Consider the following 12904-nt stretch of genomic DNA (forward strand, 5'->3'; position numbering starts at 1 on the left):
TTTCTGAATTCATCCGTGAATTTTCGTTGTTCCTGATTGGGAGGGTTGCATGAAGAAGATGTTGATAGCGGCAGTGGCTGCGTCATTTTGATTCGGGCATGGGTGGTGGCGATCAAAATGATGCAGGTAGGTGAACTGAAGCCGCTTGGTCTCGGGAGTCCGCGTTGGCCATGAGGATCCTTTCTTACAATCCAGGCCACGACGGCTCGGTCGCCTATGTAAGGGATGGTCGGCTCATATTCTCTGTGGAGGCGGAGAAAGACTCGAACTGGCGGTACATGCCAACGTCTCCACAAGACCTGCTCGCTGCGTTCGGCCTGATCGACGAGATACCAGACGTTGTTTGCGTAGGAGGGTGGTGGCCCCGTGAGGCTCACTCTCCGGCATTGGCGCAGCACGTCGGCTATCGTGGGACCGACCCCTCAGGTATCTTGCTCAAAGACCGCCGCATGTTCGGCCAAGTCGTGCGGCACTTCTCCTCGTCCCATGAACGTTCACACCTGTTTTGCGCGTACGGTATGTCGGGCCTGCCTAAGGGCACCCCATGCTATGCGCTGGTGTGGGAGGGAGCGATCGGCGCTTTCTACGAGATTGATCGTAAAGCAAATATCACCCTACTTAGAGATGTCATGAGTCAACCGGGGAATCGCTATTCCTCGATCTACGGGCTGGCCGATCCCACCTTCCCTAAGGACGCACCGTTCTCCAGACTTTCGGACGCCGGAAAGCTCATGGCGCTTGCGTCATTCTCCACACGGACTGAGGCAACGTCAGCTGAGGAGAGCTTGATCGAGTTCCTTCTTTCATCTCCCGATGTGCGATTGGACATGTACGATGGGCTGACGACCTGCCCGTACCTCAATGTTGGTGTGGAACATCCCGATTTCCGTGACTTCGCTGGCATCTACAGCGACCGTATCTTTGAGGCATTTCACGCCTTTGCCCGCGCCAACTTACGTAAGAATCTTCCTTTGGTCATTGCCGGAGGGTGCGGGCTCAACTGCGACTGGAACACGAAGTGGGTCGAAACCGGCCTTTTCGAAACAGTGATCGTTCCGCCCGTGGCCAATGATTCCGGATCAGCCATTGGCACCGCGATCGACGCCCAGTTCTATTTCACGGGCAACGCGACAATCGAATGGGATGTGTACGCAGGTCTCGACTTCCAGACGGACTTGGCGTTCGATCTAAGTCGCTATGAAGTGTTCGCGGCAGATCCCAACCTTGTCGCAGACCTGCTCGCCAATGATCTCATCCTTGGATGGGTGAATGGGCGATGGGAAATAGGCCCAAGGGCACTCGGAAACCGCTCGATTCTTGCCGCGCCCTTTGCCGACGCGACGCGGGTAAGGTTGAATGAGATCAAGCAGCGGGAGCAGTTCCGACCTATCGCACCAGTGTGCCTTCGCCAAGATGCGGCACACTGGTTCGGCTGCGCAGGGAATAGTCCCTACATGCTGTTCACATTCCGCGCGACTACGAGCGCTCTCGCGGCCGTGACCCACGTCAACCGCACCGCACGCCTTCAGACCGTCACTGCGGAATCGAACGCCCCGCTGCACGATCTGCTCGTCGCTTTCAAGAAGCGCACCGGCTACGGCGTTCTGTGCAACACTTCGCTTAACTTCAAAGGCAAGGGCTTCATCAACAATATCGCCGATCTCGACGCATACGCCGTCGAGCACGCACTCGATGGTTTCGTTGTTCAAGGTCGCATCTATCTTCTAAAGTCTTCCGAACGATACCAAGCTTATGTCAACCAGGCGGATGCACGCCGAACCCTCGAGAGCGCACGTGAAGAAGCGTAGCCAATGTCGTAAGCGGCCTTGCGACGTCGCGGAAGGCAACGGCAAACTCGGTTCTCCTTATCGACCTGAAGAGGCCTTCCCACCCGGTTTCGAGGACGACGACGGCTTGCGATCCGACTTCATTCGGCGGCTTCTCATGCGCCAAGCTGAGCATGAAGAGGTAGCCACATACATGGTGACACCGATCCCGCGCACAGTGGTGCGCTACTGGCACGATCCGGACGACCTCCCAGACGATGTGCGAACCTGCCTCGACAGTTGGAACCGGCTGCGGAGCGACGGCTTCAAACTGTTCACTTTCGATGATGTGTCAGCGGCAACCTACATCCGAAAGCATTATACGTGCCGTGAGGCAAACGCGTTCGATCGTTGCCGACATCCTGCCATGCGGAGTGACTATCTGCGGATGTGCTTCATTCTCCGAGAGGGTGGTCTCTATGTCGACGCAGACGATGTGCTCATCGGAAATGACGTCGAGGAGCTCGTCGCCGACGGCATTCTGAAGCTCCAACCTCTTTGTTACGACTTGGAGGCGCAGTCGATGGCGCAGGACGGAGACGTATGGCGGAGGGATCTGCCGTCGAACAGCCGCATCTTTTATGTTAACAACGACCCGCTGGCAGCCGCTCCCGGTCACCCGATTCTCGCACGGGCATTGGCGCGCGCGACCAAATTGCTGCTCAGCGGCAGCTCGAACTTGGAGATACAATCCACCACGGGGCCGGGTAACCTAACAGCGACGCTCGCCGCTCATGCCTGGGAACTCGAGACCTCCGGCCGCCTCCCGGACTTTCGCTTCATCCGCAATTGGGATGCCATCGCCGAGACCCGCTGGGATCTTTCCTACCGCGGCGACTACAGGAATTGGCGCAATATGGACGTGGGCCAAGCATAGCGTTCGGATGCGAGTGACATGAATCTTCAGGAGGCTTCGGCTCCTCTTCGGCAGCTCGTATTTCGGTCTGCGCGACGTCTCGCGTGGTCATTGCCAGGCGGCAGGATCGATGCGTTCGGCCCGGGCGATGACAAGATCGGTTCAATCCTTGCCATCAACCTCGACCGGCAACCGGGACGGTGGCAAAGGCTGCTCCAGGAAGTGGGGCGTTTCAAAACCGGAGACGGCGCTCCGCTGTCCACGATCTTGGAGCGTCTCCCCGCGGTCGACGCGCGGGACGGACGGGCGGTGGCGGCTACGTCGGATGTAGACCCGGTGTATCGTATGGGCGATCAGCTCTTCGTGCAGCCGGATCCTAGGCTCGCGGAGTGCTTTGGCGTTGATCACCCAATCCGGATGACGCGTCAGGAAGTCGCTGTAGCGCGATCCCACATTGAGGCTTGGAAAAAGATCGCCCGCGGGCCGCACCAACACGTTCTAGTGCTCGAGGACGACGTCTGGTTTCGTCGCGGCGCAGCGGATGCCATTGAGCGGGGCTGGCGGGCAGCACTACGCCGGAGCGAAGACACCACGGGACCACACCTCCTCTACCTCTCGTACAACGACGCCGGCGGGATGGCCATAAGGACTGACGTATGTGGCTCGCTATTTAGGCCCGTCCGCGGGCTCTGGTATTTGTCTGGCTATGTTTTGTCACGTGATGGTGCTGCGGCGCTGCTCCGGGCGATGCCTGTCGTCGGCCCAGTCGACCTTTGGATGAATTATCGTTTTGCAGAGCTAGGCGCACTCGCTCTCACGCGTCCGGCGATATTGCAACGACAAGATGGTCCTTCGGACAATGCTTACTCAGTCCTTCCCTTTCTCGCCCGCGCTGGGACGATCGATGCCGGCGCACCTCCGGCGCGACCGGAGCGGTCGCCAAACGGCTTTACAGTCGCATGGACTATTGGTGAGAGCGAGGGTCTTGCCATGGCGCTGTCGATGCTAGGACTCCGGACGAGGGCCTTCACATATGGCGAGTCAAAACTCTCTGCCTCTGATCTTTTTGCGGTTGGAGAGATATTTGATGCCGTGGTTGACCCGCCGCTCGCTCAGGACGCGCTCCAAGCATTAATCGAGCGTCCAGATGTGAGATTCATAATCGAGGCCGGAGCAGTCGGTCATGAGGGCTCGTTGATGGAGAAGCTTCCGCCCGGCCGCACCGCCGTCGTAGAACCGTCTGTGCCGCTTTGGGATCCCATTTGCGAACTCTTGGATCTCACAAAACCGTCCGACACGTATCCCATTGGTACGCCGTCGGGCACTGGCATGTTCTGTGATGCTCGAGCCGCTCTTCCTCGGTCCATTGGACCAATCGAGGCGAAAGTCACCGTGCCGATGGACGACTCGCCATGGGTACTGCCAACGAGAGCACATTGGCAACCGCGGTGCGTCGATGCGCCGAACGAAGCCGGGCCGATTGAGGTGATAAGTTCGGGCCGGTCTTGTTCGCCCGAACTTGTCACCTTGATCGAAACCTTTCCGGGCAACATGGCTGTTTTCGCGCGCAATGGCGTTGTAGAAGCACCTCAAGGCAAACGGCTTGTCCTATCTGTCGCCGCAGCCAAAGGTGTCAGGCCCCTCCAGTCAGGCGCAATCGCGTCAGGCCAAGCGTTTCAACACGGGCGTTTTCAAGCCAAGATTAAAGCGGCTGCCGGGGCTGGTCTTGTCACAGGCTTCTTCCTTCACCGCGATACGCCGCGGCAAGAGATCGACATCGAGCTGACGGGAAAGAATCCGCGTCAGATGCTTGTAAACGTTTACTTCAACCCCGGAGATGAAGGTGCTGCGATCGGCTTCGGTTATCGCGGCTCGCCGTGCCTGATCGACCTCGGCTTCGATGCATCGGAAGACTTCCACACTTATACCGTCGACTGGTTGCCGGACCGGATCCTGTGGTCGGTAGATGGCGTGACAGTACACGAGCGCCGAAGTTGGGATCCAACTCCCATCCCTCACCTGCCAATGCGGCTCCATTGCAATCTTTGGGCGCCGCGATCCGTCGAGCTCGCCGGGCGGTTGGACCGGAACACACTACCGGCCACGGCGGAGTTTCGAGACGTATCAGTTCTGACTGTAGCGGGACAATAGGCCTCATTCCCGCCAACGTAATGCCCGGATTGATGGACGAAGGGCAGTTTTCGAGCTTCCGGTCGGGAGCCTCAACGACCGATTTGAGCGGAATGCGGCTGATTGGTTCACGCTGAGCAGATGGTAAGTTGTGTCAGCAGCAACCGATAGTACTCAACGCCTGCGCCGATCAGCGCATCGTGCTGAAGATGATGGACCTGACTGCCATCGGCCATTGATCGCGGGTGCATCCGGTCATGGGGACGTTTTCGGCCATTGGGACCTCCCTTTGGAGCCAACCTGGCTCTCTACATCAAGGGGGCACAGGAATGTGCCGGGGCATCGAGTCTCGTCCGCCCTCCAAGGATGCAAGCATGCGATTTAACTGCGGCTTCGGAATGCCCGACGAACGTCTCAGAACCCTCCAGATTTGGTCCGATTGTACCGGATCGCCTTCTCCGCTGAAGCGACTGCCCGGCTCAGCTAACCCATTCTTTGAACGCCGCCATTGTAACTAACAGCATCAATCAATTAACTGAATTATAGCGTGAATTAGGTGTGAGCGACCCTTCAAAGGAGGGGTTGCTGTAGGCGCACATCGCCGACTAAAACCGTTGGAAGACATTCCGGTCGATAGATCTGAGCACGCTGGCGGCCATGCCTGAAAGAGCAGCTCTAGTCGGCAAAAATCCTTGCTCGCACGGGCGTCGCGATCGATGCGCTGGACGCGGCCGAGTCGTAGGGACCATCATCCATCTGCGCCACGATTTCTGCCTTTTCGCTAGGCTACCATGACTGCAACAAGCTGTTGCATATAAGCATTCCAATGTCTCTTTGATCTGCCTCACGAGCGCAGCCGATGATCGGTTGCCTCGCCGACACGAGGCAATTCATGAGCGTCATCCCCATCCCGTCGCAAGCATCGTCGCGCGGAGCGCGTATGCTGCGCACTGCGCTCGGGCCAGAGATCGCCGTCTGGCTTGAAGATGCCTCGGTCATCGAGGTCATGCTCAATCCCGATGGACGGCTGTGGATCGACCGGCTCGGAGCCGGGATCGCCGATACGGGGAGCGGGATGTGCGCTGCTGACGGCGAGCGGATCATCCGCTTGGTGGCGCATCATGTCGGAGTCGAGGTTCACGCCAAGGCGCCGCGCGTTTCGGCCGAGCTCCCCGATACGGGCGAGCGTTTCGAGGGCCTTTTGCCGCCGGTGGTGGCTGCACCGAGTTTCGCGATCCGCAAGCCCGCCGTCGCGGTGTTCACGCTCGCAGATTATGTCGCGGCGCAGATCATGTCTGCATGGCAGGCCGACGCGCTGGTTCGCGCCGTCGCGGGCCGAAAGAACATTCTCGTCGCCGGCGGCACGTCGACCGGCAAGACCACCCTCACCAACGCGCTCTTGGCCGAAGTCGCCAAGACCGACGACCGCGTGGTCCTGATCGAGGACACCCGCGAACTGCAATGCGCCGCGCCAAACCTCGTCTCGCTGCGCACCAAGGACGGTGTGGTCACGCTCTCCGACCTGGTCCGCTCTGCCCTGCGCCTGCGGCCCGACCGCATCCCGATCGGCGAGGTGCGCGGGGCCGAAGCGCTCGACCTGCTAAAGGCCTGGGGCACCGGCCATCCCGGAGGCGTCGGCACGATCCATGCTGGATCCGCGCTTGGGGTCCTGCGCCGCATGGAGCAGCTGATCCAGGAAAGCGTCGTCACCGTGCCGCGCGCGCTGATCGCCGAGACCATTGATGTCATTGCCATCCTTGTCCGGGACGGGACCGGAAGGCGGCTCGCCGAACTCGCCGAGGTCACCGGCCTCGATGCCAATGGCGATTACACCATCCTTCCCATCACAGCCCCAGCCACAGGAGTTTCATTGTGATCCAGACCTTGTCGCGCGCCCGTGCCCGCCTCTCCGCTGCCGTGCTCGGCGGCCTTGTTGCTCTTTCCATCGCGGGGCCTGCTCATGGGGCAGGCTCGTCGATGCCTTGGGAAGCGCCGCTCCAGTCGATCCTCGAATCGATCCAGGGCCCGGTCGCCAAGATCGTGGCGGTCATGATCATCATCGCCACCGGCCTGGCACTGGCCTTCGGCGACACCTCGGGCGGCGCACGCCGGATGATCCAGATCGTGTTCGGCCTATCGATCGCCTTTGCCGCCTCGTCCTTCTTCCTGTCGTTCTTCTCGTTCGGCGGCGGGGCGCTGGTGTGATGAAGACTGGATCACCCGAAGCCGTGCCCGGCTTTGTCGTTCCGGTTCACCGCGCGCTGACCGAGCATATCCTGCTCGGCGGCGCGCCGCGTGGGCTGGCGATCGCCAATGCGACGCTGGCCGCCGCGATCGGGCTTGGCCTGCGCCTGTGGATCGCCGGCGTGGTGATCTTTGCGCTGGGCCAACTGGTCTCGGTCTGGGCGGCGCGGCGCGATCCGCAATTCGTCGATGTCGCGCGGCGCCATCTGCGCTTCCCCACTTTCCTGAGGGTCTGAGCCCATGCTCTCGCTTCGCGAATATCGGAACAAGGCCGAATGGCTTGCCGACTTCCTGCCCTGGGCCGCGCTGGTGGCGCCCGGCGTCGTGCTCAACAAGGACGGCAGCTTCCAGCGCTCGGCCCGCTTTCGCGGTCCCGATCTCGACAGCGCGACGCCTGCCGAGCTGATCGCCACGACCGCGCGCCTCAACAGCGCGCTGCGGCGACTGGGTTCAGGCTGGGCCATTTTCGTTGAGGCGGTGCGCCGCCCGGCGCCGGACTATCCCGACAGCGACTTTCCCGATCCGGCCTCGGCACTGGTCGAACGCGAACGCGCCGCGCAGTTTGCCGACGAAGGCGCACATTTCGAGAGCCGCTATTTCCTGAGCCTCTTGTGGATGCCGCCCGCCGAAGACGCCGCCCGCGCCGAAAGCTGGCTCTATGAGGGCAAGGCCGAAAAGGGCATCAATCCCAAGGAGCTGCTCGACCTCTTCGTCGACCGCACCGAGCGCCTGCTGCGTCTAATCGATGGCTTTGTCCCCGAGGTGGCGTGGCTCGACGACGGCGAGACGCTGACCTACCTGCACAGCTGCGTCTCCACCCGCAGTCACCGCGTCCGCGTTCCCGAGATCCCGATGCATCTGGACGCGCTGCTGGCCGATGAGCCGCTGACCGGCGGGCTCGAGCCGCGCCTCGGTCGCGCGCATCTGCGCACGCTGACCGTGGTCGGCTTTCCCAGCAGCACCTTCCCGGGTCTGCTCGACGAGCTCAACCGGCTCGCCTTCGCCTATCGCTGGTCGACCCGCGCAGTGATGCTCGACAAGACCGATGCCACCAAACTGACCGCCAAGATCCGGCGGCAATGGTTCGCCAAGCGCAAGTCGGTCGCAAGCATCCTCAAGGAGGTGATGACCAACGAGGCTTCGACGCTGCTCGACAGCGATGCCTCGAACAAGGCCGCCGATGCCGATGCTGCGCTGCAGGAGCTCGGATCGGATTTTGTCGGCCAAGCCTATGTCACCGCCACCGTCACCGTCTGGGACGAGGATCCGGCGCTGGCAGCGGAGAAGCTGCGTCTGGTCGAGAAGGTCATCCAGGGCCGCGACTTCACCGTGATCGTCGAAGGCATGAACGCGGTAGAGGCCTGGCTCGGATCGCTTCCCGGCCATGTCTACGCCAATGTCCGGACACCGCCGATCTCCACGCTCAACCTCGCCCACATGATCCCCCTGTCGGCTGTGTGGGCCGGGCCGGAACGGGACGAACACTTCAACGCCGCCCCATTATTCTATGCGCGGACCGAAGGCTCGACCCCGTTCCGGTTTTCGCTTCATGTCGGCGATGTCGGGCATACGCTGATCGTCGGGCCGACCGGGGCAGGCAAGTCGGTGCTACTCGCGCTGATGGCGCTGCAGCTTCAGCGTTATGATCGCGCCCAGGTCTTTGCCTTCGACTTCGGCGGATCGATCCGTGCAGCGGCGCTGGCCTGCGGTGGGGACTGGCAGGACCTCGGCAACTCGTTGACGGGTTCCGGCCTGGCTGAGGACAGCAATGGCACGGTGCTCTTGCAACCGCTGGCGCGGATCGACGAACCGGCAGAGCGCAACTGGGCGGCCGAATGGCTTCAGGCGATCCTCACTGCCGAAGGCGTGACTATCGATCCCGCGACCAAGGAGCATCTCTGGTCGGCGCTGACTTCCCTCGCCACCGCTCCGATTGCCGAGCGCACGCTTACCGGGCTCGCTGTGCTCCTGCAGTCACAAGCATTGAAACAGGCCCTGACACCCTATTGCATTGGCGGGCCGTTCGGACGGCTGCTTGATGCCGAGAGCGAACATCTGGGGGAAGCCAGCTTTCAGGCCTTCGAGACCGAAGGGCTGACCGGCTCGGCCGCAGCCCCTGCCGTGCTCTCCTACCTGTTCCACCGCATCGAAGGCCGGCTCGACGGCTCGCCGACAATGATCATCATCGACGAGGGCTGGCTTGTCCTCGACAGCCCCGCCTTTGCCGCACAACTGCGCGAATGGCTCAAAACGCTGCGCAAGAAGAATGCGAGCGTGGTGTTTGCAACCCAGAGCCTCGCCGACATCGAAAGCTCGGCGATCGCTCCTGCCATCATCGAGAGCTGCCCTACCCGCATCTTCCTCCCCAACGAACGCGCGATTGAGCCGCAGATATTGGCAATCTATCGCCGCTTTGGCCTCAACGACCGGCAGATTGAGATCATCGCGCGGGCGGCGCCCAAGCGCGATTATTACTGCCAGTCGGCGCGCGGCAACCGATTGTTCGAACTTGGCCTTGGCGAGGTCGCGCTCGCCTTCACCGCCACCTCATCAAAGGCCGACCAGCTCGCGATCGATGCGATCACGGGCGTGCACGGCTGCGCTGACTTTGCTGCGCGCTGGCTGCGCCATCGCGGCCTCGCCTGGGCAGCCGAGCTGCTGCCCGCCCCCTCGCCCCTTCTCAAGCCCGGTCCGCGGTCGGACCAATCCCAGGAGTAGTGCCCATGAAAGCCCGTAAATTCGTCTCGATGCTTGCTGCCAGTGCCGCGGTTCTCTCGGTCAGCGTCGGCGCCATGCTGCCGACCGCTGCCAGGGCACAGATTGGCGGCGTGGTGTTCGACCCGCGCAACTATGCCCAGAACATCCTGACCGCCGCGCGCACGCTCGAGCAGATCAACAACCAGATCCGGCAGCTCCAGAACCAGGCGACCTCGCTCGTCAACGAAGCGCGCAACCTGCAATCGCTGCCACTGACCGTGCTCGAACCGCTGCAAGCGCAGATCCGGCAGACCCAGGCCTTGCTCGGACAGGCGCAGCGCGTGGCTTATGATGTTCGTCAGATCGAACGCGAGTTCCAGAACAACTATCGCGCGGGCGCGATGACGGGGCCGCAGCGCATGCTGGTCCAGGGCGCCGAAGCCCGGTGGCAGAACAGCCTCGGCGCCTTCGAGGATGCCCTACGGGTTCAGGCCGGCGTGGTCGGCAATATCGACGGCACGCGCGGCGCCATCGACAGCCTCGTTGGCTCAAGCCAGTCGGCAACCGGCGCGCTTCAGGCCGCGCAGGCTGGCAATCAGCTGCTGGCGGTGCAGGCGCAGCAGCTCGTGGACCTGACCGCTACGGTCGCCTCGCTCGCGCGGGCACAATCGCTCGACGCCGCTGCACAAGCGGCCGCCAAGGCGCAGGCCCGCGAACAGCTTCGCCGCTTCCTCGGCGATCGCCGGCCCTATGTCCCGGGCAATGCCCGGCTGTTCGGGAACTGAGGCGATGGACAGCAAGCTCTTTGCGCGGATTGGGGCCGGCGCCTTCGTCGCCATTGCCATCACCATGGCCGTGCTCGAACTGCGCGAAGAGCCTGCGCCGCCGCCACGCGATGTCATCGCTGCGGCACATGAAGCCGGAGACGATGCAAAGGCCACCCTCGCCTATTGCGCAGCGCTCGGCCTTGAGGCGGCATCGGTCGATATCTGCACCGCAGCCTGGGCAGCCGAACGCCGCCGGTTCCTGGGGCAGGCCGAGCGTGATGCGGCGGTCGTGCCCCCTGTGACTGACAACAGCGGGGATGCCGCCCTCGATATGACGGGGGATCGCTAACATGGGTGGCACCGCCGTCGTCGACCGCTTCCTCGACATCTTCTCGCGCTACATCGACAGCGGGTTCGGCCTTTTGGGCGGCGAGGTCGCCTTCATCGCAACCACGCTCATCGTCATTGATGTCACACTGGCAGCGCTGTTCTGGTCATGGGGCGAGCAGGGCGACATTCTTGCCCGCCTGGTCAAGAAGACGCTCTTTGTCGGCATCTTTGCCTACATCATCGGCAACTGGAACAGCCTCGCGCGCATCGTGTTCGAAAGTTTCGCCGGGCTTGGCCTCAAGGCCAGTGGCACCGGGTTTACAGCGGCCGAACTGCTGCAGCCGGGCCGGGTCGCGCAAGTGGGGCTCGATGCCGCCTATCCTTTGCTGGAGTCGATCTCCGAACTGCTCGGCTTTGTCAGCTTCTTCGAGAATTTCCTGCAGATCGTGATCCTGCTGGTCGCTTGGGCGATCGTCATCATCGCCTTCTTCATCCTGTCGATCCAGCTGTTCATCACCCTCATCGAGTTCAAGCTGGCAACGCTCTGCGGCTTCGTGCTGATCCCGTTCGGGCTGTTCGGCAAGACCGCCTTCATGGCCGAGCGCGTGCTTGGCCATGTCGTCTCGTCGGGCATCAAGGTGCTGGTGCTTGCGGTGATCGTTGGCATCGGCTCGACCATCTTTTCCGAGTTCACTACCGCTATCGCGGGCGAACCCACGATTGAAGACGCGCTGTCGATCGTGCTGGCAAGCTTGGCGCTGCTCGGCCTCGGCATTTTTGGCCCCGGGATCGCTAATGGCATCGTCTCGGGCGGGCCGCAGCTTGGCGCAGGCGCCGCAGCCGGCACCGCGCTGCTCGCGGGCGGCGCTGCCGCCGGTGCCGTTGCCGGAGCAAAACTGGCGGGCGGCGCGGTGGCCAGTGCTGCCTCCAATGTCGCGCAAGGCACGTCGCGCGCTGCAGGCGGCGCGACCATGGCCTACGCTCTCGGCTCTGCAGGCAAGTCGGGCGGCGCAGCGGTCGCAGGCGGCGCGCGTGCCGTCGGCGAATATGCTGCCAGCGCTGCAACATCGCCGCTGCGCAAGGCCGGTGACGGCGTGAAGCAATCCTTCCGCGAAGGCAGCCGCGACGCCATCACCAAGACCGGCGGCAGCATCACACCCGGACCTAACACGCCGCCGCCATCGCCGCCTCCAGCTGCCGAGCAGGGCCAGCCCGCCTGGGCCAAGGCGATGAAGGACCGGCAGGCGATCTCACACGGCGCGAGTATCGCCGCGCACACGCTCAAATCGGGCGACAGCCACGGCGGCGGCGCCTCGGTCGACACTTCAGAAAAGGACTGACACACATGTTCCGACGCCCTTCGATCCGCTACGGCAAGACCCCCGAACCGGAAACGCCCTACCAGCGTGCCGCCCAAGTCTGGGACGAGCGCATCGGCTCGGCGCGGGTGCAGGCGCGAAGCTGGCGCTATGCCTTTTTCGGCGCGCTTGGTCTGTCCGCCTGTCTCACTGCGGGGATCGTCTGGCAGGGTTCGCAGGGCTCGATCATTCCCTGGGTGGTGCAGGTCGACAAGCTTGGCGAAGCCCAGACCGTCGCCCCTGCGGTCAGCGACTTTGACCCGAGCGACCCGCAGATCGCATTCCACCTGGCGCGATTCATCGAGCAGGTGCGCAGCATTCCCGACGATCCGATCATCGTCCGCCAGAACTGGCTGCGCGCCTATGATTTTGTCACCGATCGCGGCGCATTGGTGCTCAACGATTATGCCCGGACCAACGATCCCTTCGCGGCTGTAGGCCGCGAACAGGTCGGGATCGATGTCACCAGCGTCATCCGCGCCTCGCCGACCAGCTTCCGCGTTGCCTGGGTCGAACGGCGCTACCGCGATGGCAGCCTGGCCGAGACCAGTCGCTGGACCGCGATCCTGACGATCACTGTCCAGACCCCGCGCACGCCCGATGCCCTGCGCAAGAACCCGCTCGGAATCTTCGTCAATGCCATCAACTGGTCAAAGGAACTTGGCTCATGATCTCGCCCATTCCCGGTCGCCTTGC

The 12904-nt window shown here is 62.6% G+C and carries 11 protein-coding genes; all 11 read left to right on the forward strand.

Annotated features, from left to right (window positions below; translation table 11 throughout):
- Positions 1-170: 170 nt before the first annotated feature.
- The 11 genes from AC2TC0_RS15355 to trbF all read left to right on the forward strand — a co-directional run bounded on the left by AC2TC0_RS15355 (position 171) and on the right by trbF (position 12879).
- A complete protein-coding gene (locus AC2TC0_RS15355; RefSeq protein ID WP_484717448.1) occupies positions 171-1808 on the forward strand; it encodes a carbamoyltransferase C-terminal domain-containing protein in 1638 nt (545 codons plus the stop codon).
- Complete coding sequence (locus AC2TC0_RS15360) at positions 1795-2703, forward strand: glycosyltransferase family 32 protein (protein WP_484717449.1); 909 nt, start codon at positions 1795-1797, stop codon at positions 2701-2703. The genes AC2TC0_RS15355 and AC2TC0_RS15360 overlap by 14 nt, the downstream gene beginning before the upstream one ends.
- Positions 2704-2721: 18 nt before the next feature.
- The gene (locus AC2TC0_RS15365) at positions 2722-4833 is read left to right on the forward strand and encodes a family 16 glycosylhydrolase (protein ID WP_484717450.1); all 2112 of its coding nucleotides are present in this window, start codon (positions 2722-2724) and stop codon (positions 4831-4833) included.
- Positions 4834-5704: 871 nt separating this feature from the next.
- Positions 5705-6688, forward strand: coding sequence for a P-type conjugative transfer ATPase TrbB (gene trbB, locus AC2TC0_RS15370; RefSeq protein WP_484717451.1), 984 nt, complete (start codon positions 5705-5707; stop codon positions 6686-6688).
- Complete coding sequence (locus AC2TC0_RS15375; protein ID WP_484717500.1) at positions 6688-7017, forward strand: TrbC/VirB2 family type IV secretion system protein; 330 nt, start codon at positions 6688-6690, stop codon at positions 7015-7017. Before trbB ends, AC2TC0_RS15375 begins: the two co-directional genes overlap by 1 nt.
- Positions 7017-7292: a VirB3 family type IV secretion system protein gene (locus AC2TC0_RS15380; RefSeq protein WP_484717452.1), complete on the forward strand. Its 276-nt coding sequence runs from the start codon at positions 7017-7019 to the stop codon at positions 7290-7292. The genes AC2TC0_RS15375 and AC2TC0_RS15380 overlap by 1 nt, the downstream gene beginning before the upstream one ends.
- A gap of 4 nt (positions 7293-7296) precedes the next feature.
- Positions 7297-9774 (forward strand): conjugal transfer protein TrbE, encoded by a 2478-nt coding sequence (trbE, locus tag AC2TC0_RS15385; RefSeq protein WP_484717453.1) that lies wholly within the window; start codon positions 7297-7299, stop codon positions 9772-9774.
- Positions 9775-9779: 5 nt separating this feature from the next.
- A complete protein-coding gene (gene trbJ / locus AC2TC0_RS15390) occupies positions 9780-10538 on the forward strand; it encodes a P-type conjugative transfer protein TrbJ (protein ID WP_143146568.1) in 759 nt (252 codons plus the stop codon).
- A gap of 4 nt (positions 10539-10542) precedes the next feature.
- A complete protein-coding gene (gene trbK-alt, locus AC2TC0_RS15395) occupies positions 10543-10869 on the forward strand; it encodes a putative entry exclusion protein TrbK-alt (RefSeq protein WP_066528285.1) in 327 nt (108 codons plus the stop codon).
- A 1-nt stretch (position 10870) separates the two neighbouring features.
- Positions 10871-12190, forward strand: coding sequence for a P-type conjugative transfer protein TrbL (gene trbL, locus AC2TC0_RS15400; protein WP_484717454.1), 1320 nt, complete (start codon positions 10871-10873; stop codon positions 12188-12190).
- Positions 12191-12195: 5 nt separating this feature from the next.
- Positions 12196-12879 carry a conjugal transfer protein TrbF gene (trbF, locus tag AC2TC0_RS15405; protein ID WP_484717455.1) on the forward strand — a complete coding sequence of 228 codons (684 nt, stop codon included), beginning with the start codon at positions 12196-12198 and terminating at the stop codon, positions 12877-12879.
- Positions 12880-12904 lie beyond the last annotated feature (25 nt).

It is taken from the genome of Sphingopyxis sp. sgz302558, from assembly GCF_057220455.1.

Excerpts from the sequence above, each read along its gene's own strand:
- trbF (WP_484717455.1), top strand. The coding sequence starts at position 12,196 with ATGTTCCGACGCCCTTCGATCCGCTACGGCAAGACCCCCGAACCGGAA.
- trbJ (WP_143146568.1), top strand. The coding sequence starts at position 9,780 with ATGAAAGCCCGTAAATTCGTCTCGATGCTTGCTGCCAGTGCCGCGGTT.
- trbE (WP_484717453.1), top strand. The coding sequence starts at position 7,297 with ATGCTCTCGCTTCGCGAATATCGGAACAAGGCCGAATGGCTTGCCGAC.
- AC2TC0_RS15365 (WP_484717450.1), top strand. The coding sequence starts at position 2,722 with ATGAATCTTCAGGAGGCTTCGGCTCCTCTTCGGCAGCTCGTATTTCGG.
- AC2TC0_RS15355 (WP_484717448.1), top strand. The coding sequence starts at position 171 with ATGAGGATCCTTTCTTACAATCCAGGCCACGACGGCTCGGTCGCCTAT.
- trbK-alt (WP_066528285.1), top strand. The coding sequence starts at position 10,543 with ATGGACAGCAAGCTCTTTGCGCGGATTGGGGCCGGCGCCTTCGTCGCC.
- trbB (WP_484717451.1), top strand. The coding sequence starts at position 5,705 with ATGAGCGTCATCCCCATCCCGTCGCAAGCATCGTCGCGCGGAGCGCGT.
- AC2TC0_RS15380 (WP_484717452.1), top strand. The coding sequence starts at position 7,017 with ATGAAGACTGGATCACCCGAAGCCGTGCCCGGCTTTGTCGTTCCGGTT.
- trbL (WP_484717454.1), top strand. The coding sequence starts at position 10,871 with ATGGGTGGCACCGCCGTCGTCGACCGCTTCCTCGACATCTTCTCGCGC.